16 protein-coding genes and 2 tRNA genes are annotated in these 24,674 nt (G+C 45.6%); 11 read left to right on the top strand and 7 right to left on the bottom strand.

Going from position 1 to position 24,674, the window contains the following annotated elements; translation table 11 throughout:
* Positions 1-5 precede the first annotated feature (5 nt).
* Together cdd and ATC1_RS01775 are read right to left on the bottom strand one after the other, a co-directional pair.
* Positions 6-410 (bottom strand): cytidine deaminase, encoded by a 405-nt coding sequence (gene cdd / locus ATC1_RS01780; protein ID WP_062277677.1) that lies wholly within the window; start codon positions 408-410, stop codon positions 6-8.
* Complete coding sequence (locus ATC1_RS01775) at positions 397-1,731, bottom strand: hemolysin family protein (protein WP_152024197.1); 1,335 nt, start codon at positions 1,729-1,731, stop codon at positions 397-399. The genes cdd and ATC1_RS01775 overlap by 14 nt, the downstream gene beginning before the upstream one ends.
* A gap of 1,085 nt (positions 1,732-2,816) precedes the next feature.
* Between ATC1_RS01775 and ATC1_RS01770 the strand changes: the two genes are divergently transcribed.
* Positions 2,817-3,974 (top strand): serine hydrolase domain-containing protein, encoded by a 1,158-nt coding sequence (locus ATC1_RS01770; RefSeq protein ID WP_062277671.1) that lies wholly within the window; start codon positions 2,817-2,819, stop codon positions 3,972-3,974.
* Positions 3,975-4,058: 84 nt separating this feature from the next.
* On the opposite strand, the gene cobT is transcribed toward ATC1_RS01770, so the two are convergent.
* The gene (cobT, locus tag ATC1_RS01765; RefSeq protein WP_062277668.1) at positions 4,059-5,099 is read right to left on the bottom strand and encodes a nicotinate-nucleotide--dimethylbenzimidazole phosphoribosyltransferase; all 1,041 of its coding nucleotides are present in this window, start codon (positions 5,097-5,099) and stop codon (positions 4,059-4,061) included.
* Positions 5,100-5,581: 482 nt separating this feature from the next.
* Here cobT and cobS point away from each other — a divergent pair, with 482 nt between their 5' ends.
* From cobS to ATC1_RS01740, 5 genes are all read left to right on the top strand, one after another.
* Positions 5,582-6,328 carry an adenosylcobinamide-GDP ribazoletransferase gene (gene cobS / locus ATC1_RS01760; protein WP_152024196.1) on the top strand — a complete coding sequence of 249 codons (747 nt, stop codon included), beginning with the start codon at positions 5,582-5,584 and terminating at the stop codon, positions 6,326-6,328.
* Positions 6,325-7,113, top strand: coding sequence for a cobamide remodeling phosphodiesterase CbiR (cbiR, locus tag ATC1_RS01755; RefSeq protein WP_062277662.1), 789 nt, complete (start codon positions 6,325-6,327; stop codon positions 7,111-7,113). The genes cobS and cbiR overlap by 4 nt, the downstream gene beginning before the upstream one ends.
* Positions 7,110-7,670: a bifunctional adenosylcobinamide kinase/adenosylcobinamide-phosphate guanylyltransferase gene (gene cobU, locus ATC1_RS01750; RefSeq protein ID WP_201777222.1), complete on the top strand. Its 561-nt coding sequence runs from the start codon at positions 7,110-7,112 to the stop codon at positions 7,668-7,670. Before cbiR ends, cobU begins: the two co-directional genes overlap by 4 nt.
* Positions 7,671-7,928: 258 nt before the next feature.
* Positions 7,929-8,001, top strand: a tRNA-Gly gene (locus tag ATC1_RS01745).
* 30 nt (positions 8,002-8,031) lie between these two features.
* Positions 8,032-8,103: transfer RNA gene (locus tag ATC1_RS01740), tRNA-Cys, on the top strand.
* Between the two features lie 145 nt (positions 8,104-8,248).
* Here the strand turns inward: ATC1_RS01740 and ATC1_RS01735 are convergent.
* Positions 8,249-9,616 (bottom strand): thioredoxin domain-containing protein, encoded by a 1,368-nt coding sequence (locus ATC1_RS01735; RefSeq protein ID WP_062277659.1) that lies wholly within the window; start codon positions 9,614-9,616, stop codon positions 8,249-8,251.
* Positions 9,617-9,852: 236 nt separating this feature from the next.
* Positions 9,853-11,193 (bottom strand): hypothetical protein, encoded by a 1,341-nt coding sequence (locus ATC1_RS01725; RefSeq protein ID WP_062277654.1) that lies wholly within the window; start codon positions 11,191-11,193, stop codon positions 9,853-9,855.
* Positions 11,194-12,595: 1,402 nt separating this feature from the next.
* On the opposite strand from ATC1_RS01725, the gene ATC1_RS01710 reads away from it, so the two are divergent.
* From ATC1_RS01710 to ATC1_RS01685, 5 genes are all read left to right on the top strand, one after another.
* Positions 12,596-12,883, top strand: a complete 288-nt coding sequence (locus ATC1_RS01710) for a GIY-YIG nuclease family protein (RefSeq protein WP_062277645.1) — start codon at positions 12,596-12,598, stop codon at positions 12,881-12,883.
* 1,620 nt (positions 12,884-14,503) lie between these two features.
* Complete coding sequence (locus tag ATC1_RS01700; RefSeq protein ID WP_062277639.1) at positions 14,504-17,197, top strand: sortase; 2,694 nt, start codon at positions 14,504-14,506, stop codon at positions 17,195-17,197.
* A gap of 313 nt (positions 17,198-17,510) precedes the next feature.
* On the top strand, positions 17,511-19,163 hold the full coding sequence (locus ATC1_RS01695) for an ArnT family glycosyltransferase (protein WP_062277637.1): 1,653 nt from the start codon (positions 17,511-17,513) through the stop codon (positions 19,161-19,163).
* A 281-nt stretch (positions 19,164-19,444) separates the two neighbouring features.
* The gene (locus tag ATC1_RS01690) at positions 19,445-20,530 is read left to right on the top strand and encodes a DegT/DnrJ/EryC1/StrS family aminotransferase (RefSeq protein WP_062277634.1); all 1,086 of its coding nucleotides are present in this window, start codon (positions 19,445-19,447) and stop codon (positions 20,528-20,530) included.
* Positions 20,531-20,750: 220 nt separating this feature from the next.
* The gene (locus ATC1_RS01685) at positions 20,751-21,302 is read left to right on the top strand and encodes an acyltransferase (RefSeq protein ID WP_062277631.1); all 552 of its coding nucleotides are present in this window, start codon (positions 20,751-20,753) and stop codon (positions 21,300-21,302) included.
* 58 nt (positions 21,303-21,360) lie between these two features.
* Here the strand turns inward: ATC1_RS01685 and ATC1_RS01680 are convergent, their stop codons facing one another.
* Positions 21,361-22,974 carry a hypothetical protein gene (locus ATC1_RS01680; RefSeq protein WP_062277627.1) on the bottom strand — a complete coding sequence of 538 codons (1,614 nt, stop codon included), beginning with the start codon at positions 22,972-22,974 and terminating at the stop codon, positions 21,361-21,363.
* Positions 22,975-23,042: 68 nt separating this feature from the next.
* Positions 23,043-24,134, bottom strand: coding sequence for a DUF6056 family protein (locus tag ATC1_RS01675; protein ID WP_152024195.1), 1,092 nt, complete (start codon positions 24,132-24,134; stop codon positions 23,043-23,045).
* Positions 24,135-24,674: the final 540 nt, after the last annotated feature.

The raw sequence follows: 24,674 nt of genomic DNA, 5'->3' as shown, positions 1-24,674 counted from the left end.
AATGATTATTCCAGGTTTTTGGGACCGAACGCTCCCGGCAAAATCTCATGAACCGGTCCACGCATACAGATTTTACCCGTTTCATCTACTGTAATCACGATCATATCAGGGGAAAATTCTGACATGACCTGACGGCATCCACCGCAGGGAGGGCCTCCATTGATGGTCGCAATGGCAATCGCTTTAAACCGTTTTTCGCCAGCACCGACTGCGGTAAAAATTGCGCTTCGTTCTGCACACATGGAGATCGGATAAGAAGAATTCTCAACATTGACACCAGTAAAGATTTTTCCGTCCTCTGTCATCAGCGCTGCGCCCACCTGATAGTTCGAATAGGGCGCATAAGCGTTCTTCCGGATCTGCATTGCTTCCTGAATTAATTTCTGCTCTTCTTCTTTAGTCAGTTCCATATTCCTCTTCTTCCTCCAAATCATTATCGACTGCTCTTTCAACAAACACGCGGCGGATCCGATTCCCGGAAAGTTCTTCAATGCGAAACAGCCAACCTTCCACTGGAAAGCTCTCATCACCGGCTGGCACTTTGCCAATTTTCGAATACAGATAGCCAGCCAATGTATCCGCTGTCTCTTTCGTCAGATGTGTGCCCAGATACTCATTGACATCATCCAGATCAATTCTGCCTAAAAATGAATACTGATCGGGTCCGACTTCGTTGCAAAGCTGTTCCTCGCTTTCGTCGTATTCATCACGGATTTCCCCGACAATTTCTTCCACGATATCTTCCATCGAGACAATACCGGCTGTCCCGCCATATTCATCCACCACAACCACCATATGCGTCCCTGAAATTTGCATTTCATTCAGCAATTCTCCCGCCTTCTTCGCTTCCGGAACAAACAACGGAGGGCGTAAAAATGAGCGCAATCCGGTCGATTTGTCATCACCCTGCTCTAAATAAATTTTTAGCAGATCCTTCGCATACAACACTCCGATGATATTATCAATCTCATCCTCATAGACCGGCAAGCGGGAATGACCCGAATCCAACACAATCCTTGCAGCCTCATCCAAACTGGAATCGACATCAATGGCAGTCATGTCCACCCGTGGGATCATAATTTCCCGAATCAGCGTATCACTGAAATGGAGAATCGAGCGCATCATTTTCCGTTCTTCTTTTTTCAAAACTGCATTTTCGGGGACATTTTCAACCCAGTCCCGCAGATGCGTTTCCACTTCATTGATTTGCTGCGAATAATTTTTCCGTGCGGGTGAAAATATTTTGTAAAGCATATATAGCGGATGATGGATATGATAGATCATCCGGCAAAACCCTGCCATTCGGATCGCCCAGCCTGCCGGATGACGGGAGACAAGCCCGGCTGCGGCAGCCTCCATAAGCTGAATCACCAATGCAAACAGGATGGCAATCAGGAGCCAGATCCATGCAGACAAGCTCCAACCATAGGCCTGCACGAGAAAAACAGCCGTCAGGACAGACAGCGAAAGACTGCTGATGCGGGAGGAAATTCTGAGAACTTCGATCAATTCCGGGATTTCCAGCAACCGGAAAGCTAATGTTTTCCGGGCTTTCTTCTCATCCATCGAGATAAAGATATCCAGGTCTCTGGATGCTTTATAGGCGGAAAATACCAATGAAAGCAGGATATTAAAAAACAATAATACGATCAGAATGCTAAGGTGGATCGTATTCAAAACCAATGGGGTACTACTGCCAGGCTCCATATACTTTTTACGTTTATAAACCAATTTTCAGCAATTGCTATAGCTGTTCAGTAATTCACTTGTGCCTTTATCAATTGCTGTGATGCGTTATCCTTTCATTTTCTGAAAATATTTCGAAATTTGGAAAAGCCTCTTGAGAAAAAAGGGAGATCGTGTTGATGTGTTGTTTTTGCGCTTCGTGCAAAAACAACACATCAACAATTATTCCTTTCCATATTTAGAATTGCTGATTTTTTGACAAAAATCAATCCAAAATCTTGATTAAATTATAATGCCATATAGGAAAGCAGGTTTCTGACACAGAAATTCGAGATATGAACAAAATTTGATGTTCTAATGGCTTTGTGCGAAGCGCAAAACCATTAGAACCTGATTTTCTCACTTTTTGAAAAAAATCCCTTTTTACGCTCAAATTTGGAGATTTCAAGGCACTAATACGAGATACTCAGAAAGACACACATGGCAATTTGTCATTGCGAGGAGGGCGCCAGCCCGACAAAGCAATCTCTTTTCGTGTGGCACTCTTTACATAATGAGGCAGGGAGATTGCCACGCCCCTCTTCGGGGCTCGCAATGACAGAATTCTCACCACTGTGAAGGCTCGTATGGTAAATTGTCATTGTGAGGAGGATAGCTACGTTTCTCACTTTTTGGAAAATCGTCCCTTTTTACGCTCAAATCTGGAAATTTCAGGACACTAATTTGAGAACAACAAATTTTCTTGAATAATTCGAAAAGTTAATTCATATTTCGAATTGTTGACTGGTATACATTCCAAAGATCCTGTTTAATTCGGAATAAATGTCATATGGAAAATTGATTTATGACCAATTGACAAATTCTGATATTTTCGATAATCTTTTATACAGATGCTAACTTTCAATTAACGATTTTAAGCTTCAGAATAAAGAAATTATCGCATCCAGTTCGATCCGATGGATGAACGAGGATTGATTTTTAACTTAAATCTGGAAATTTGTACTTGCTTTTTATTTCGGAACAGCCTTTCAAAATGCAAACCGGACGAGAATGCCCATTTTTCGTTTGGAAAACATAATAAGCATTAAACGAAAGTCCGAAAAATAAGCTTCTCAACTGTGAATGGATTTATGCCGGATATTGATCGCTTTCAAGCTACAAAAACCTTATTGACCCAGGCTGCGGAGAGTCAAATGCTGCCGGCTGCACAAATCTGTCTGATGCAGTATGGAGAAGTCATCCTCTCGGAATCATTTGGCAAAATCGATCAGCAGGATCAGATTATCCCTGCCAGCAATCTGACTTTGTTTGACCTTTCAGCGATCACAAAAGTTTTTACTGCTACGGCCTGGATGCGGCTTGTTGATCGGGAGGCAATTCATCTGGATGATCCGCTGTGCGCTCTCTGTCCTGAATTTTCAGGTATACGTCCCATCCTGCCCACCGGTTCTGAAAAATCAATCGGAACATATCCAGAACATGCAAATCCACACTATCAGACTGTCGACGCATCCAAAATTACTTTCCGCCAGCTTCTGAGACACAGCGCCGGACTGCCTTCCAATATGGAACTCTTTCTGCTTGAAAATCCACAGCAAGCCAGAGAAGCAGTGATGCGCACGCCGTTCGTTTATGAGCCGGATTCTGATGTGGTTGATTCGGATATCGGTTATTTATTGCTCGGATGGGCAATTGAAAATCTGTGCGATACCAATTTGTCAACTGTCATAGAGGATCTGATCCTCAATCCGTTACATCTGTTGGAGACAGGTTTTCGTCCGCTGGAATCCTCCAGCAGCGCACCGCTGCCGCAGCCGGTTGAAGGCATTGCGCCTACGAAAGATCTTCTCTGGCGCAACAAATGGCTGCGCGGTGAAGTCAATGACAGGAACAGCGCCTTTTTCAATGGCATTGCCGGCCATGCCGGACTTTTCAGCACAGCATCCGACCTGGCAGCTTTTGGTCAGGCATTTTTGGGCGGATCCGATTTTCTGAAAGCGGATTCTTTATTTGCGATGACCCACTCCCAGGCAATCAGCCGAGACGGGCGTCTGCAATACGGGTTAGGATTCCAATTGTGGTCTGATGATCAGGCAGCAGCCTATAAGGCGCTCAGCTCGGAGGTCTTCGGTCTTACCGGCGCTTCTGAATGCGGTTTGTTAGTGGATCCGCAACGTGAACTGGTCGTTGCCTTTCTCTCCAATCAGGGACTGAACCCGCACAAACTGGTCATGTCGACACCTTTTACCAGTCAGTTGATCCGCGCCATCTTGAATGATCTGCAATAAGAATCTGTCCTTCGAAATAAAAGAGGAGATGTTTTTATTGTATTATGTTTGTGCTTTGCATAAACATAATACAATAATCTGAAATTATACTTTGTCGCTGACCCCTGCCTGTTCAAACGTCGCCATATTCCGCAGCAGATTCAAAGAAGCATCAACTATAGAAAATGCCAGTACCGCGCCGGTACCCTCGCCGATGCGCATGTTCAACTGAATTAAAGGCCTTAATCCCAGTTTTTCGAGCAGAATACGGTGGCCGATTTCTTCGGATAGGTGACCGGCAATCAGGTAATGCTTCGTTTCAGGGACCAGTTCCACAGCGATCGCTGCTGCGACCGTCGAGATCAATCCATCCAGAACCACCGGCACGCGCCGTGCAGCGGCAGCGATGACAACACCAGCCATGCCGGCAATTTCCAATCCACCGATTTTGCACAGAACATCCATCGCATCCCCGGGATCCGGCTGGTTGACAGCAATACAGCGTTCAATAATACGGATCTTCCGTTGCAGCCCGGCATCGTCGATACCAGTGCCGCGTCCGGTCACTTCGGCAGGTGCTCTGCCACACAGCACCGCGGTAATCGCAGCGGAAGGGGTCGTATTTCCAATCCCCATCTCACCAGTGGCAATCATCTGCACACCATTGTCAATGGATTCATCAGCTGTTTCCATTCCGACTCGGATTGCGGATTCCGCTTGTTCACGGGTCATTGCCGGACCTGTCAGCATATTGGCAGTGCCACGGGCGACTTTGCGGTGGCAGATACCAGGGATCTCGCCGAAATCGAAAGCCACACCGATATCAACAATTTTCACAGCGCTGTTTACCTGCCTGGTCAGAACATTGATCGCCGCTCCGCCATGCAGAAAATTCAGCACCATCTGGGGAGTCACTTCCGGTGGATACGGGCTGACACCCTCTTTGGCGATTCCATGGTCAGCTGCCATTAAAATGACAGTTTTTCTGGAGCAATCCGGTATTGCACTTCCTGTCATGCCGGCAATTTGCACGGACAGATCCTCAAGATAACCCGCACTCCCGAGCGGTTTTGTCAGACTGTTCTGCCGCTTCCGGGCTGCAGCGCTTGCTTCAAAATCGATGGGAGGAATAGTTGGATAATTCATTATGACTCACTTTAAATCGTATTTTTCTGGATGATCAGCAATTCGAAATTTGGAAAAGCCTTTTGAGAAAAAAGAGAAAACTTGTTATTGTGTTGCTTTGCGCTTTAAGCCAGCAAATCGAACTATAAGGAGAATTTTTTGTTATTGTGAAGTGTTTGCGCGAAGCGCAAACACTTCACAATAACAAGTTTTTCCTCGTTATCCGAATAGCAAGTCTTTATTTCAAATTACCGGCTCCGAACAAAAACAACACAACAACAAATAATCCCTCACATAATTCGAATCGTTTCTGGATTATTTTTATCATGACTTCCATATTTTGCCAGTAATTCGAAAATTTAAAAAAAGTTGGTCTTATAGTTTTATGCTAAGTGCAAAAAAATACACAACAATATTCAATCCTTCCCGATTTTTGAATCGCCGGAAACAATCCGATACAATAGAGATGATCAAAAACATTGAAAACAGGTATACGCATCCAAATGATCTTCAAACAACTATTCACCGCTTTGGAATTTCTGACGATCCTCCCAGTTCCTGCTGCGAACTGGTCGGAAGAAGAATTCGGCAGATCGTCTGTTTGGTACCCGCTTGCCGGAGCCATTCTTGGACTGGCGGCAGCAAGTTTTTTCTGGCTCACACGACAATTCTTCCCGAACAGCACAGCTGCGGTTCTGACAACGATTTTTTGGGCAGTCCTTACCGGCGGACTGCACCTGGACGGATTCAGCGACTGCTGTGATGGCTTTTTCGCGTCTGTCACAGCGGAAAAAAGACTGCAGATCATGAAGGATCCCTGCCACGGAACCTTTGCCGTCCTGGGTCTTGTACTGTTGATCTGCTGTAAAATCACCTGCATTGCAGACCTATCCGGAGAAAACGATTTCCTGCTTTTTCCGCTGATTGCCTCACTGGGCAGGCTGAGTATCCTGGCGATCATCCGTCTCCCTTTGGCTAATCCCAATGGGATGGCTGCATCCCTGAAGAAAAATGTGCCCCCGTATGCGCTTTGGGCAGGTGCGGCAGCGCCGCTGCTTCTTGCAGTCAGCCTCGGATGGGCTGGATTGGTTCTGATCCTGACAGCCAGTCTGACCGTTTTCGCAGTCAGCCGGCTTGCCCTGGCAAAAATTCATGGCATCAATGGGGATGTGCTGGGTATGAGTGTCGAATTGACCGAAATGGTCGTGCTTCTGGCTGCCAGTTTTCTGGCGGGGAACCTACTGCCATGAACAGTCGCGAACGCTTGCAACGCTTCCCTTTCCGCATCGGAACCACTTCATACATCATTCCGGATGACATCCTTCCGAATGTGCGCTTCCTGGCAGACAAAGTGGACGATATTGAGCTGGTCCTTTTCGATGTGGATCAATTCTGTAATATTCCATCCCGCGAACAGGTTGCAGAATTGCAGCAGATGGCTGCCACAGCGAACTTGACCTATACGATTCACCTGCCGCTGGATCTGCAGTTTTCCGCGGATGAAAGCCAGATAAGCCGATCACTGGCAAAAGCCCGACAGGTGATCGATGCCCTGCATTGCCTCCGACCGCATGCCTACATCGCGCATCTCGACAGCCATTCCATCGTGAAAGATCCTTCCGAAACAGAGGCTTCCATATGGGTGGAACGATGCGTTCAATCGCTGCAGTCGCTGCTGCCCGAACTTCAGAATCCCGCGCTGTTGGCAGTTGAAAATCTGGAAAGCTACCCGCCGGCGCTCAACCACCGCGTTCTGGCGCAGGTTCCTGCCAGTGAATGTATCGATATCGGCCATTTATGGCTGCAGGGGATCGATGTTCCCCCGTATCTCGATACCTGGTTGGATCGAACCCGCGTTATCCACTTGCACGGAATTGACACGCGCGATCATCAGTCACTGCGGCATATGCCGATTGATAATGTAAAAACGGTCATCGGGAAATTGATCGAAAAGAGTTACAGCGGTGTAGTTACGCTGGAAGTATTTTCGCAGGATGATTTTTTTAGCTCGATGGAGGTACTGGATCAATTATGATCAATGCCATGAAAAATCTGACGTTCATTTTAGGCGGCGCACGCAGCGGCAAGAGCGCCTATGCCGAAAAGCTGGCTTCCGCTGTCGGGAATCCGGTGCTGTATATTGCCACAGCGGAAATTCTCGATGAGGAAATGCGCCGCCGAATCGAACACCATCGGGAAAGACGTCCCGCCAACTGGCAGACGCTTGAAGCGCCGCGGCAGATTGCCTCCGCGCTGCAGCTCCGTCTGAACGAGGCGGAATTTAAAGTCTGCCTGCTGGATTGCCTGTCGGTGTGGACATCCAACATCATCCTGAGCCTGCCGGAGGATTGCGATGAATCGACAGCCTGGGCTGCGGTCCAGGCAGAGATAGATGCGCTGCTGGACGTGGTTCAAAACCATGCGAATTTGTCATGGATTTTCGTGTCCAACGAGACCGGCATGGGCGTCGTTCCGGCTTATCCGCTGGGGCGCCTGTATCGGGATGTCCTGGGCAGAGCCAATCAGTATATGGCTGCATACGCTGGAAGTGTATACTGGATGGCAGCCGGTATTCCCGTAAAAATCAAATAAATAATCTGGTTCCTGTCTGAATTCATCATAATCTGTCATTGCGAGGAGGGCGCCAGCCCGACAAAGCAATCTTTTTTCGCGTGACAACCTTTCCTTAATGCAGCAGGGAGATTGCCACGCCCTTGCAGGATTCGTCCCTACAGGACTCACATCCTATATTTCGAATCGCTGTCATTCACATCCCTTGACGGATTTTCGTAACCGATTATAATAATCTGCGTTGGACGGCAAGAAAACAAAAAATATCAAAGAGAGCACGCGGGCATAGTTCAGTTGGTAGAACACCTCCTTGCCAAGGAGAAGGTCACGAGTTCGAGTCTCGTTGCCCGCTCTTTTTTTAAAACGCCGGAATATGGATCATGGCGACGTGGCCAAGTGGATAAGGCAAGGGTCTGCAAAACCCTCACCATCGGTTCAAATCCGATCGTCGCCTCAAAACAACAAAAAAAATAAGCCCCGCAAAGAATTGCGGGGCTTTTCATTTTTCTTTTTTCGCGTCATCAATTCCAAATATGGAAAAACAACACAACGACCAGATCTCTCTCTTTTCTCAAAGGGCTTTTCCGAATTTCGAATTACTACTTTCGCGTCTTTTTGGACGAATTGCCTTTAGTGGAACGCTTATGCGTTTTGTCATCCATTCCCGGCAGGATATTTTTCGTGAGCAGAAAAATCAGCAGCGTGATTGCCACTGCAAAACCAAACACCAGCAACGTATTTCCGAGATTCTGCATCCATTCCGGGCTGAGGATCATGACCGTCGAAAGCGTGATCATCAGACAGCCGCTGAACAGCTTGAGTATCCGTCCGTGTTTTTCTTCGATGCGGCTGGTTTTCATCGTGATGACAGCCGCCAGGAAAATGATCATCTCATCCAATTGATACAGCAGCATATATAACAGCAACAGTACGGCAAATTCCATCCGGGACGCGCCATGCGCCACCAGCAGGTTACCCCAGACGACCGGGAAAGCAGCCGTGCAAGAGAATTCCACCAGGGATACGCCGGCGGCCAGCACCACAGTCGCACCGATCATCGCCCACAGATTTTCGCTGGAGCTCATGACTTTGCGCATTTTCTGGTAGATGCCGGGTTTCTGCGAATCCTGGATCGTCAGTGAAATGCCTTCTTTATAGAAAAAGTAATCCTTCAGGTTGATCAGCCCCAAAATCAGCGTGATGACCGCCACAACAATCTGGATCCATTTCAGGAAACTGACATAGGTCAGCAGCGTGAAAACACCGGTGATGAACAAAGCATAGATGCCTGCCGTGACGGTCAGAAAAATAAGACCGATCAGGATCGTCTTTTTCCGAGAATTCAGGTGCACCAGCATGGCGAGGAGCATCGTCAGTACCCATAAGGAACACGGATTGATGCCATCCACCAGACCGATCAGCACGGTACTGACAAAAAGCGAGCGGCTTGCCAAATCGACCGTTCCGATCAGCGGGACCTGAATTGTTGTGATCTGATCTGTCTGCGGCACCTCCAGGCTGACTTTGCCATCCGCGATGTCCTGCGCATCCACCATGCCGTGCGCTATGCCGTCTTCAATTGCCGCCTTCATGGCATCCCGTTTTTCCGGGCTGTAGCCGACCCAGTACTGCCGCCCGATAAAGGTCACCGGCACGCCGCTGGGTTCAAACAGGAAGGCTTGTGCGAATTTTTCAATGACAGGAATGTTCTCGGGATGTTTCCAGACTTCATACATATGAATGGCGAGCTTTTCGCCATACGTCTGTTTCATTTCATCCAGAAATACTTCTTCCTCCGCACAATGCGGGCAGCCGTCGCCATGAAAAAAATACAGATCGACCACTCCGTCGTTTTTCTGGAAGAGCGATCTTTCTGCTGCTGTGGGGACAACACACACTGCCAGCAATACACTCAGCGTCACAAAAAACAGGACGATCCGATGATAATTCTTTGCAGTATTCATCATAAGAACCTTCGGTATCTGAAAAAATTAACCATATTAAGCCTTTATTTTACCGTAAAACAAACTGACAGAATGCCAGTAATTCGAAAAATGAAAACAGAGGGCAGAAGAATATTGAAATCAGGCCAATCAATAGCGAATTCTGGAGGCAAAAAGAAGGAAATTATGAGGGATATTCAGATAACAGGTATGCAAAAAGAGTAATGTTTTAAAAATAGGCGCATTACTCCCCAAATAGGTTAATTTAAAAATTCAGAAATCGATATACGACCATGCTCAAGTCGATATTTTAGCAATTCAAACAATTTGTCCCAATCTTCAAAAACAAAGACTTCCGTCAGAACGCGTACTCTTTCGAAATATTGCGAATTTGTATCCGATTTGTTCCGAATATATGCATAGACAACATCGGTCAGTTTGCAGGTGTTGTGTACCAGGAACGAAAGCAAATTCAACGTTGCCAAAACTGTAGACAAATTTTGTTCCCCATGTCCAAAATTATGTTCAAAATGAAATCCCCGTTTCTTCAATACATTGAAACCGGAGTTTTCAATGTCCCATCGGTTTCTTCCGGACAAAGCAATATTCTCGACGTTTTTATCTGTGATTCGATAGTCGGTTGCAAACTCATTCCGATACAGACATTCTCCGCTTTTTTCATCGGTTTCTGTGTATTCGCACCAGTTGACTGTCAGTGGATTTTTATCCATTTTGAGCGGTAAATCATTGATATAGCGGAATTGATGGATGACACCTCGTCTTCCGGTCCAAATACGTTTACTGACGCTGCGCACCAACTCCTGATTGGGTATGTTTTCCAGAAACTGTCTTGTCCCTGCCATAAATTCATGCGAGGTCGGTTTGCACGTCAGGATGAAGTGAAATCCCGCTTTCAGCATCTTCCTGCAGGCCGGTTCGTTACAATACAGATCATCTCCCAGAAGAATTGCTCCATATCGCGCGTATCTTTTCCCATAGCTTGTCAACCATCTGTAAAAAGCGGCTAATTCACTGTCCTGTTTGTCATGTCCATCTTGCGGTTCCAAAAACTCTGGTTCGATTGGAAGTATTTCCTTCTGATTCGCTTGGACTATTGCCGGTGCCAGAATTACATGATAATAATCAATCTTGTCATCTTTGACCCGCGTATTGCATTTTGCACAGCTTATTTTATGCGATTCATGATATTGGCTTCCATCCACTGCTATCAGCAGCTTCTCATCATATCCCCGCATTTCATCCAAATAGCCATTTGTTGCCAGCCGGTCTATGATTTCTTTGAAGCATCCCATGTTTTCTTTTGGATCGAGCGGATCCAACAGGTTGCGGATGTGTGTGTCCGTTGGTATCTGACGGATTTCATACAACGTTTCCGCATTGTTTTGTTCCAATTTTTCCTGTAATTGTTTCTGCCCATTCAAAAAGGATGGACTTTGCATATGAAATATGGCAAATGCCCCCATGATCGCATCACTCATTTCATATTGTGTGTTTTTCCCAGTTCGCACATCCCTTACTTTTGCAAACTGGTTATACAAAATATGGATCATTTCTGAGACTTTGATCAGGCGCTTTTCCATTCCTCCATTATATTCATCCTATACACCTCTTATGTAATATCTTGATCATCATTAATTAAGTTAAAAGTCATTAATGTTTTTAGTCAACATTTATTCGCCTCTTCAAATTCTCATATTTCGAATTGCTGACAGAATGCAGCGATTCATAAAGGGTGGAAAATTGTTGTTAGTACGGTTTCCTTGCGAGAAGGACATTAGCCTGATAATCTGTCATTACGATCATTCTGAAGGGGAGAAGCAATCTTTTCTTATGTACCATGGAATTGCTTCGCCCTTACAAGGATTGGCACGGCGATCTGTCATTGCGAGGAGGGCGTCAGCCCGACGAAGCAATCTTTTTTCGCATGGCAATCTTTTCCTCATTTATAAGGAGATTGCTTCGCCCTTGCAGGGTTCGCAATGACAAATATCGCTAAGGTCGCAATGGCAAACGCCGACACCGTGCGGGACGCACACCAATCTGTCATTGTGTGGAGGGCGTCAGTCCGACAATCTGTCATTGCGAGGAGGGCGCCAGCCCGACAAAGCAATCTTTCCTCGCGTGGCAATCTTTTCCTCATTTATCAGGAGATTGCTTCGCCCTTGCAGGGCTCGCAATGACAAATATCGCTAAGGTCGCAATGGCAAACGCCGACACCGTGCGGGACGCACACCAATCTGTCATTGTGTGGAGGGCGTCAGTCCGACAATCTGTCATTGCGAGGAGGGCGCCAGCCCGACGTGGCAATCTTTATTCGCATGGCAATCTTTTCCTCATTTATCAGGAGATTGCTTCGCCCTTGCAGGGCTCGCAATGACAAATATCGCTACGGTCGCAATGACAAACGCCGACACTGTGCGGGACACATACCGATCTGTCATTATGTGGAGGGTCAGTCAGACAATCTGTCATTGCGAGGAGGGAATTAGCCCGACGAAGCAATCTTTATTCGCATGGCAATCATTCTTTTGTGTGGCGGGGAGATTGCCACGCCTCTGTGGGGCTCGCAATGACAAATATCGCTACGGTCGCAATGACAAACGCCGACACTGTGCGGGACACATACCGATCTGTCATTGTGTGGAGGGCGTCAGCCCGACGAAGCAATCTTTTTTCGCATGGCAATCTTTTCCTCATTTATAAGGAGATTGCTTTGTCCTTGCAGGGCTCGCAATGACAAATATCGCTACGGTCGCAATGTCAAACGCCGACACCGTGCGGGACGCACACCAATCTGTCATTGTGTGGAGGGCGTCAGTCCGACAATCTGTCATTGCGAGGAGGGCGTCAGCCCGACAAAGCAATCTTTCCTCGCGTGGCAATCTTTTCCTCATTTATCAGGAGATTGCTTCGCCCTTGCAGGGCTCCCAATGACAAACAGCGCCCTTGTGGGGATTTGCAACAACAGATAGGAGAGATTGTATGAAAGAGAAGGAATACTACGTGTACATCATGACCAATTCCCACAACACCGTCCTTTACATAGGTGTAACGAACAACATACAGCGTAGAGTAATAGAACACAAATCAGGAAAAGGGAGCTACTTTACATCCAAGTACCATTTGACGAAACTGGTATATTTTGAGACCAGTAGTGATGTTTACGCAGCGATTTCTCGTGAGAAACAAATTAAAGCGGGATCGCGTAAGAAGAAAATCGATTTGATTAATAGCATCAATCCGGAGTGGAAAGATTTATATGATGAATAATTCAGGGATTGATCTGTCATTACGAGAAGGGAATAAGCCCGACGAAGCAATCTTTTCTCACATGTGAGGAGATTGCTTCTCCCTTACAGGGCTCGTCCCTACAGGACTCACAAGTTCGCAATGACAAACGTCGTCCATACGGGGCTCGCTTGGTAATCTGTCATTGCGAGGAGGGTATAAACCCGACGAAGCAATCTTTATTCGCATGGCAATCATTCTTTTGTGTGGCAGGGAGATTGCCACGCCCTTGCAGGGCTCGCAATGACAAATATCGCTACTGTCGCAATGACAAACGCCGACACTGTACGGGAAACATACCGATCTGTCATTGCGAGGAGGGTATAAACCCGACGAAGCAATCTTTATTCGCATGGCAATCATTCTTTTGTGTGGCGGGGAGATTGCTTCGCCCTTGCAGGGCTCGTCCCTACAGGACTCACAAGTTCGCAATGACAAACGTCGTCCATACGGGGCTCGCTTTGCAATCTGTCATTACGAGAAGGGAATTAGCCCGACGAAGAAATCTTTTCTCACAAGTCAGGAGATTGCTTCGCCCTTGCAGGGCTCGTCCCTACAGGACTCACAAGTTCGCAATGACAAACGTCGTCCATACGGGGCTCGCTTTGCAATCTGTCATTGCGAGGAGGGAATTAGCCCGACGAAGCAATCTTTATTCGCATGGCAATCATTCTTTTGTGTGGCGGGGAGATTGCCACGCCTCTGTGGGGCTCGCAATGACAAATATCGCTACGGTCGCAATGACAAACGCCGACACTGTGCGGGACACATACCGATCTGTCATTGTGTGGAGGGCGTCAGCCCGACGAAGCAATCTTTTTTCGCATGGCAATCTTTTCCTCATTTATAAGGAGATTGCTTTGCCCTTGCAGGGCTCGCAATGACAAATATCGCTACGGTCGCAATGTCAAACGCCGACACCGTGCGGGACGCACACCAATCTGTCATTGTGTGGAGGGCGTCAGTCCGACAATCTGTCATTGCGAGGAGGGCGTCAGCCCGACAAAGCAATCTTTCCTCACAAGTCAGGAGATTGCTTCGCCCTTGCAGGGCTCGTCCCTACAGGACTCACAAGTTCGAAATGACAAACGTCGTCCATACGGGGCTCGCTTGGCAATCTGTCATTGCGAGGAGGGCGTCAGCCCGACGTGGCAATCTTTATTCGCATGGCAATCATTCTTTTGTGTGGCAGGGAGATTGCTTCGCCCTTGCAGGGCTCGCAATGACAAATTACACCCCTGTGGGGCTCGCCCCTATAGGACTCACAAGTTCGCAATGACAAATAGAGCGTCTAGTAGCTCCCATGACAATCTGTCTTTCCGATCATTCTGTAAGGGCGAAGCAATCTTTTCTCGCTTGTCATTCGAATAACTGGAACCATTTGCCAGGCTGGAACGTTATCAAAATATCCTTCTGACCGGGACGAGAACGGGAATCTTCCGGCTGCCCTCGCATGAAGCAGCGCTTTTCCGCCCTTTTTTTACGGATTGCCGGTTTTATGGTAGGATTAATTTTGTTGGAAACTGGAAATAGAACTCACCGGCTCGCCGGAGATTATGATTCTTGAAAAACCAATTGGAGAAACCTGTAAGGAGAACTCTTATGAATACAAAAAAAATGATGCTCTGGCTGATCACAGCCGTGTTCCTGACGCTGGTATTTGCCGGGGCTGCCACAATGCAGGTCAGCGCGGTTGCCACATTTACGCTGACCAATGATGACTGTAAAGACGTTAAGAATGATGGTATTGAATTCCGCGCGCCCGTCTCGATCACCGATCCGACAACGGAAAAATTCCGCAGCAACATCATCGTAGAAATCACTGATCCCAATGGATTGGTCGGCAGCACTGGTTATCATATTGGCACAGATGTTGTGAAAGAAGTCGCCTTGTATGCCGCATCGGACAGCACGGAATACCAATGCCAGCAGTTAACAATAACGCCTGCGAATAATGATTTTAGCTGCAATAGTTTCCCTGTAGGCGGTACAATCAGCGCCATCCATGTGACCTTCGTTCCCAATATCACCGGTACAGTACCGAATGAGGTCGTTGTGTATGGGGAGTATACAATCAAGATAAGTGAATCCGCTGTAACCCCTGCCGATGTGCTGCTTACAGGCGTTGCCAAAATTGACGCGGCATCGACAGCCTGTGCGCAGAATCAGGGAACTGGAACTTTCTCACCTGTAGCTCCTGCTACTGCATTTATCTATAATGCAAATGATGATTGTGATGATAACGACATACCTGATCCTACTTATTCTGAAGAACAAGAAATTTTGTTTAATGAAAGTTCAACCAATCCATTTCGGATCGTCAGTTTCCCCTTAGGAGAAACGATTACACCTGAGAGATTTAAAATTGTGGCCTCTCCTGAAACAAATAGTTACGATTATGACATAGTACTGAAGTTTCTCGCTAATGATAACACCCCTTATTACTTGGAGTATTCATATATTCAAAATACTGATTCCAGTACAATTGCTACATTAAATAAATGTGCTGACATGACAGTACCAACAGCATTGGGTACTTGTACTACTGGTATTAACGATTTATGGGATATAACAAAATTACCTATAAAACTGGTAGGCGGAGCAATCACAATCAACAATACCATTCCAGCGCTTCTTCCTACACAGACGAACTTTACCATCGATTTTTATTATCGCAATGTGGATCCTACCTTAGGCTACGAAAATTCGATGTTCCATTTTCAGCGTAACATGAGCGTGCAGTTTTCGAATTACTGTACAGGAACAGGCAATGAAAATCATCGCGTTGCTTCATCCGCCTACGATCCATGCAAATCATCCAAGCAATTATTCAACATCTCATTTATCGATACGACTGGTCCTACTCCAGGTGTGGGAATTCAATTAGATCCATGTAATTTCGGAGGAGGAGTGGGGGGATGGTGCGCAGATACGATAGATATTCCAGTTTTACCTGGAGAATCCTATCCCGAAAATACAACCAATTATTATTTTGGAACATTAAAATGTATGGATGCCACCTGTGAACACCAATCCGGTACGGGCTCTTATGTCAGCTCCGTTGTCGTCAACGACGGATATTACACAGGGACAACGTGGGGAGCTAATGAAGTATCACGTTCTACGCTTTCGCGTATTCCAATGCGCCTTTTTCAAACCGCAACTAACATTTTTGAAATGACAGCGATTAATTTTGTAGCGGATGGACCGGGAACGTATCTGATCAGTGCTTTTGCAACAGATATTACCACAAACACTACACTAGAAAATACGAAACAACTGAAACTGTATATCACCATTCCTCAAAAGGATTCGGACCTCTCCTGCTACACCCCCGGCAACGACGGCCGCTTTGAAGCCGCCTGGGATGGCTGTAACGAAGACTGGGACTCGGAACAGGTCGAGTTTAAGGCGGTTAACGAATCTTACTCATTTATCTCGAATTACTCGAATAAAAAGATGACCTTCACGCTCAGCGCTGCGGAATCGTTTATGCCGACTGCGCTGGAGATGAACGAACTGTATTGCGAGTGGCAGGTGCTGGCGGAAGGCTATTCCGCGGACGGCGGTTCGTGCGGTGCGCAGCAGGTCGTTTTGCCCCCGTACACCCGCGCCATCGTCACCGGCGGTAAATTCACAATGAACGGCAAACCCTCCATCCTGGATGACAAACCTTACCTGATCAGCTATTACCGCGAAGAGACGGGCAATGACATGACGCTGATCATGCAGATGTCCATCAAAGAATGCAAGCAGGAGAAAATTCCGGACACCGGCTATTCGCTGCGCTCACCGCAGCCGCTGGCCGGTGCATCCAAATCGGATATTATCTTCACCGGCAATTCGCTACAGATTCCGGCCATCGGACTGGGCATAGAAACGCCGATCCCGATCGTGCATGTATCGTATATCGGCGGTTCGTTTGACAACGGATGGGATCTGACGATGGTCGGCGGCTATGTCGGCGAGCTGGAGGGCGGCGCGTATATCCCGTACGCCGGCAATTCCGTACTGACCGGCCACTATTATTCGCAGGGTGTCTTTGTCAACCTGACCGGCTTGCACCTGGAGGATGAGATTTATATCTACGCCACAGACGGCATGAAATACGTCTATAAGGTGAACAACTCGTTCTATACCAAACCGCATGACGTGTATCAACTGTTCCAGCCGAACGGCGAGAAATCGCTGACGCTGGTCACCTGTGACAGTTACAATCTGATTACCGACGAGTATGACAACCGCTATGTGGTCATGGCGACGCTCGATCACGCAGAACCTTATCAGATGCCATAATCTCAACCGGCTTGATGCTTTCACAATTCATGACAGGTTTCTCCTTTTTCTGGAGAAACCTGTCTTTTTTATGCAAAAAACACCACAACAACAATTCTTTTTTATATTTCGATGTCAAGGCATTTTAGAAATGTCCTATTGTGTTATGAATTGGATCACAAAAATCGCTGGACAATGGAGGATGTGATGCTAAACTTATGTGTGATCAGCCATACCTATCACCCTTCTGGGGTGAATATGTTGGCAAAAATCATCAGACGTGAAACTTAGGTTTAAAAAAACACAACACTAAAGTTTTTTTGGTGGAGGCAAAATGGCACAATTTAGAAACAGAATCTTATCAACAAAATTCCTTGTTGACTTCATTGCTATTTTATTCATTCTAGTGTTCTGTTTGAGCGGAATTTCAACTCTTACACAATATGGCGCAACCTGGGATGAAAGCTTGGGAAATCTCTTTTTTGGTGAAAGATACCTGCATTATTTTTCAAGTTTTGACCCAAATTATTTACGCTTTGATGAGTATTTATCGATGCATAAAAACCACCAACTTGACTTATTTAAATCGCCTTGTCGTGGCATCCCTCATCAATTCCCAGCATTGGCTGATACGGCTTCTGCCGCCACCATGTATGTTTTTAGTTACAAGTTGAAATGGCTGGATCCCATCGACGCATTCCATCTGTTCCCGATTTTGCTTGTTAGTTCTTTCCTAGTTGTATTCTATTTTTTTATCTCAAAACGTCTCGGAAAATGGGTAGGTTTATTTTCCATCCTCTTTATGGGTACTTTTCCTCGTTTGTGGGGAGATATGCATTTCAATGTAAAAGACATTCCAGAAATGGTGTTTTTTGGATTTGCTCTGCTTGCGTTCTGGGTTTGGTATGAAAATCCGTCTTGGAAACGAGCTGTTTTGGTTGGCCTGGCTGGCGGCGTTGCTCTGGGGGTAAAAGCAAACGCATTATTCCTTCCAGTAACATTCATCTTAGGATTTTGGCCAATTGCTCCTAAAGCAATGTGGAATCACATAAAAACCCGATATTTTCAATACATATTAATGCTGGCAAGTGGATTGATCACCTATTTTCTTTCCTGGCCATATTTATATTCAAACCCTTCAAATGTAAAAAACTATTTCTCATATATCTTCTCTCGTGGAACAACTTCAGCCTCAATTATCTGGAATTGGCAGCCACTTTCCATAACCATCGCTGTTATTCCTGAGATTATGCTTTTATGTTTGGTGATTGGTTTATATTTTTCCATCATCCAAATAAGGAAGAAGAAGGAAATTGCTTATAGATTAGCGTTAATTTGGTTCTTAGTTCCAATTATTCGGAACTCAATTTTTTCTTCTGTCAATTTTGATGGGATTCGTCATTTTCTTGAATTTGTTCCAGCGGCCGCATTGCTTGCAGGAATGGGGGCCGCATCAATCATTAATCTTATTGGCAAACAAAATAAAAAAACAGTCATTGCTTCAGGAATTAGCCTGTTTCTACTCACAACCATTAATACAGCATTCATCATAAAAGAATTTGGATCCTATCAATATATCTACTTCAACAAAATCTGCGGCGGTTTGGCAGGTGGAAAAGAAAAATTTGGCGCAGATGAAGCCACAGATTATTGGGGAAGCTCATATCGCAAAGGGCTTAAATGGTTATCTAAGAATGCTGATCGTGATTCAAAGCTTTATGTTGCCGTTGGTGATCACATTGTAAAACTGGTTGACTCCATATGGCTTAGGGATGATATTGAAGTCATTGATGCCCCTCAAATAGCTGGTTCAATAAACAAAGGTAAATCAGTCTATATTATGTTTATTACGCGACCTAGTTTTTATGATCCAATTGCTTTGGAGTGTTTGTCCAAACTTGATCCCGTTTTTGAAATAAGAGTGAATGATGTGTCTATTCTGGAAATTTATAAGTACAACTTTTTGTCAAAAGAGTTAGTTTTATAGACATTACACCTGATTCAAACCAGATTACTTGTCAGTTAATTGTTGTACTTCTATAAACTGATCGATCAGCTCATTTTTCTATATCTCTTTTTCGAAATTATGTCTTTAGCCTACATACTGCGGATGGGTTATCCAAAATCGTTTTTTATATTTCGAATCGCTGCTGTCCATTTTTTGATATAATTTTTCCAGCAGCACGGATGACGCTGCAATACTATTGATTCCAACGAGCCCTGAACGGTTTAAGAGGGGAAAAATTTTTTTCAGGAAAGTGTAAGGATATGATTCCGATCGGAAAACCTTTAATTGGGGATGAAGAAAAAAAAGCGGTGATGGATGTTCTGGATTCCGGAATGATTGCTTCCGGCAGTGTGGTACATGCGTTTGAAAATGAGTTTGCCGAATATATTGGCGCAAAAGCCTGCATTGCGACTACTTCCGGCACAACCGCGCTGGAAGTCGGGCTGCGCGCGCTCGGTATCGGACCCGGGGACAAAGTCCTGACCACCCCGTTTTCCTTTATCGCCTCGACCAATTCCATTCTGTATACCGGCGCGGATGCGGTCTTCGCGGATATCGATCCGCGTACCTTCAACCTGTCAGCTGAAGCTGTGGAGAAAGCGCTGCAGGAGAATCCTGGCATTAAAGCGCTGCAGATCGTGCACCTCTTCGGTCAGGCTTGCAATATGGATGAGATCATGCCGCTGGTGGAGAAATACCACCTGATCCTGATTGAGGATTGCGCTCAATCGCACGGTGCGCAGTGGAAGGGCAAGGCGGTCGGCACATTCGGCAGTTTGGGCTGCTTTAGCTTTTATCCCACCAAGAATATGACCACGGGAGAAGGCGGCGCGGTTGTCACTTCCGATCCGGAACTGGAAAAACAATGCCGGCTGCTGATCAATCATGGCATGGAAGTGCGCTATTATCATGATCAGATCGGCTATAACTATCGCATGACGAATATTGCCGCAGCAATCGGCCGCTGCCAATTAAAAAAACTGGATGCTTTCAATCAGATGCGAATCCAAACTGCAGCTTATTTCAGCCAAAACATGCGCAATCCGCTGATTACCCCGCCTTTTGTGCAGGATGGGGCAAAACACATTTTCCATCAATATACGCTGAAAGTTGCCGATGGCCGCCGGGACGATTTTGTGCGCCATCTGGAAACGCGCAACATCGGATACGGCGTCTTTTATCCGCTGACAATCCCGGAACAGAAGTGCTATGCGGATCGCGGTTTCCCCGCCCGCTGGCAGGCAGCCGATGATGTCAAACAACAGGTCGTTTCGCTGCCCGTGCATCCCGCTTTATCGCAGGCGGACAAAGATGCCATCGTGGAAGCGGTCAATCAATTTCGCTGATCCGTGATTTCAGTCAAAGCATTGATCATTCAAACAGCGATTCGAATGATATGAAGGATTATTGGTAGTTGTTTCGTTTCTACTCGGAACGCAAAAACGAAACAATAACCATTTTTCTCTTATTTCTCAAATGATTTTTGCCAAATTTCGAATCGCTGTTATTCAAAACGGAAATTGAAATTAAGAGAAACAATTGGGTGAAAACACAGGGAGAAACAAAATGTCTGATCAGCCATACATAGATCCCAGCGCGCACGTATCGGAAAAAGCAAAAATTGGCAAACAAACCAAAGTGTGGATCAACGCGCAAATCCGTGAAGATGCGGAAATCGGTGAAAATTGTATTATCAGCAAAGATGTGTATATCGATCATGCCGTGAAAATCGGAAACCGCGTGAAAATTCAGAACGGCGTTTCGGTTTTCAATGGCGTCACAATCGAGGACGATGTATTCATCGGCCCGAATGTCGCCTTTACCAACGACTATTACCCGCGGGCATTCAATCAGGACTGGGAAGTATCCGAAACGCTGGTGAAAAAAGGAGCCTCGATCGGAGCCAATGCGACGATCGTCTGCCGGCACACATTAGGTGAATATTGCATGGTGGGTGCCGGATCGGTCGTCACCAGTGATGTCAAACCGTACACGCTGGTAGTCGGAAATCCGGCCCGTGAAATCGGCAAAGTCTGCCGCTGCGGCACGCGCGTATACAATCATCTGGTCTGTCCGAAATGCGGGTTTGATCTGAAATCGGCAGGTGTCGAAGAATAAAGAGAGCTCTTTTTGTCCTTTTTCTTGTGCGCGAATTGCACAAGTAAAAGGATACGCATTACTTCACTTCCAATTTTGAATCGCTGGTTTTTTCAAAGACTACTGCAAAATGGTTTTCCAGCACTTTGCGGTATCCCGGCAATTGGTCCTGTGCCGCGCTGGCATAAAATGCGTGCATCTTTTGCATAGCTTCGGGATCAACTGCCTCAGAAACTGCCTCCGGATCCGCAAACATACGAATATTCTCCTGTTCCAGCAAAATCAAATCCGGATCCCAAGCCTGAATGCGCTCCAACGTTGCCATCTCCCAATCCATCTGTACGGCAAATCCGTCCTGTTCCGGAAAATAAATTTTCCAGTCGCGGAAGACGCGCAACATCCGTCCTTCCGGCTGGCTGATCTGCGGAAGCAGTTCGCTTTTGACCTGTTCATACAGTTGAATTGCCGGAGAAGTCGCTTCTCGTGACAATTGCGTCCGAAACAGCGAAACGCTCAGCAGCAGGTTGGGGATGCCTTGCAGCAGCAGAACCAGACACAGGAGCGTATCGAAAAGTTTTTTGTGTTTTGCGGAAGTCGTTTGAAACAGGCTCGGCAGCATGGCGAACAACGGCAGCACGACCGGCAGATAATAATGCAGGCGGCGCGAAGCTGCCAGCAGGATTACGCTGAATGTAACAATCAGGTAAGCCAGCAGCGTCGCACTGTGGATCTTTTCCGCGCGGCTGCGAAAGAATCCGGCGATCAGACTGCCCAGCGCAAAAACAAAACACCAGGTTTCAGCATAATAACGCCGGATATCCGACGGTAAATTCCAGTTTTCGAGAAAAGCGCTGTGCCGATCGACAAAGATGCCGGTCCCGGTCTGTTCGAACTGCAACTGCTGTGTGCGGAGTATTTCCGCCCGTTCCTGGGGCAGCAGCAGCAGCGGATTGGAGATCACCACCGATGCGATCATGATCAGGACAAAGCTCAGACCGCGGAAAACCGTCTGTTTCCAAGAGATCTTTTTCAGGAAGAAACCGATCAGCAGATACACCGCAATCGCGGCTGCAAAGTACAACCCGGCATATTTGATCCCGACAGCCACACCGCATGCGGCAGCGGCAGCGTAGAAATTACGCCCGAAACGTAGTTGGTCCCGATCCAGAAAAAAGAATACCAGCGTAATGAAAAATAGCGAAAGACTGTCCGGATGCCACCAGAAATTGTTGAGGATCACACCGGGCAGCGTTAACAGGAACACAAACAGTCCGATGGAGAGGAATCTCCTCTTCAAGCGCGTGGTAATCCAGACCAGCATCCCGGCAGAGGCAATTATCGGCAGTACGCTGACTGTTTGACGCAGCCAGCAGACAATCGTCTGCGTATTGTCCGGCCAGTTGCTTCCGTTGATCAGCTTTAACGGGAAAAGAAGGATTGCAGACAAAAAATAAAACGGGTACCCGTAAAAATAATGCAGATAGACGAAAAAGTTACGGATCGACTGATACAGCGTTTCCCCCGGTGTCAGCATACGCAGGACATGCTCATATTGCGCATACTCATCCACCTCAAAGATGGACAGCATCTGCGGCGTTTTTGCGCCAGTAGCATTCGCCGGAATCATCAGACAAAAATAGATAAATCCGAGAATTATGATGATGGACAAGTTTGTTTTCTGGTTTTTATCCATAAAAAGTCATCCTGTTTTTCCCCGAATCGTGAATTAAGACGTGCTAAAAAAAATCTTAATTTAGTATTTTATTGTGCCACTTGAGTTTGTTCATTTTCGATCCAACTGCGACAGTTTTCTTTAGCCATTATTTGTTTTACTCCATAATAACGCGCAATATTTTTATTATATTCATCCTGCGGATTCTCCAGAATATCCATCATATCTGTTCCCAGAACTGGAACTTGACAAGTTTCGATTAATGTTGGTTGTTTGTCAATGGTTTGCAAAATTTGATCCCGATATTCCCATTCCAACCTGATTCGCTTTACCATATCAATACTGTTAGAGAAAAAAGATCCAAAAATACACATTGGGATGATCGTCCCGATCAATAAACAGATATATAAATACTCTTTACTCGGTTTCTTTACTAATAAAGATCCTGCTACGAAGGTCAACAAACAACTGGACAAATAAATCCATGACCATGGAATCCCGACAACGCGTGTTGGTACATAATGGAGAAGAGCATTCGGAAGGATACATACAAAGGAAGCGAACAACAGGACAAAGATAATAAAAAGAAGCTGAATAATTTTTTCTTTTCTGATTTTAACTAGCAATCCGAGGAGAAACGAAACGAGTAAGAAAAAAACCAGAAGATCCAGCCTGTACAAGAAAAAGCCGGTTATTACATTCAAACCAGTCTGAAAAGCATCACCTATTCGAGAAATGATCAGTGCAAAAAAACTGTCCTCAGAAGAAATTTGTATAAAAGAATCTGCTCTGGCTTTCCCGCCTGGAGCAGCAAATGAAAACAATGCGGCAATCCAGGATAAAATCCAAAAAAAGATCAGTTTTTTATTCCATCCGGATGGACGATGATAAAAAAGTCTAAATCCAATAAGCAGTGCGAAAGAATAAATACAGAAAGAAATCGTCGTTAATTCTGAACAACCGCAGGATAATATACAAAGGATCGACGTGAATATGAAGAAACCTGATGACTTCGATTTTCCCAAAATGATTCTTAATATGCAGTATATTGATAGAATCGTCAGTCCAATTCCAAAAGCATATACGAAAGCTCCAGAACCCCATAGATAAATTTCCCATATTTTCGGGGACATCATTAAAAATCCAACCGTTTCATTCCCACCCATTACAAGTGAAACCATATTGAGAGTCGGTATATCTTGAACTATAGAAAAATGTTCAAGAAATATTTTATTAATCAGACTCAATCCTGAAAAAATCATTATTAAACAGAGAATTAAACATGAATCGATATAAAGAGTAGGGGGAAATATAGCATATAAACTTTTTAGAAGTAGGGATGTATATCTCGTCATAAGATTTAGATAAGATGACGCAATAAACTTAAATTGTCCCAATGTTTGTGCATCAAAAATTTCCCAGTAATCATCCCGCTTCAGTCGCACATTCCACGACAATATACAGAAACAAACGAATATAACAATCAGTGGAGACAGTATAGAGACTCTTGCAGCATGATTCATCGTCAGATCAGTTTTTCGGAAAAAACAATTTTGAAGAATAATTGGTAGAAAAAATATTAGCAGAAATGATCCTGATAAGACTGCAATTTGAATATAGACATTTCGGGTTAATAAAGATTTCTCTGTTATTTCAAAAAAAATGAAATCCAGAAAATTTATAATTCGGATTCTGAAAACCAATAAAGAAACAACCCATAT

Source organism: Flexilinea flocculi (assembly GCF_001192795.1).
In the GTDB taxonomy this organism is placed as follows: domain Bacteria; phylum Chloroflexota; class Anaerolineae; order Anaerolineales; family Anaerolineaceae; genus Flexilinea; species Flexilinea flocculi.
Note: the sequence above shows the minus strand (reverse complement) of the source record. Positions and strands in the feature narration are given on the sequence as shown.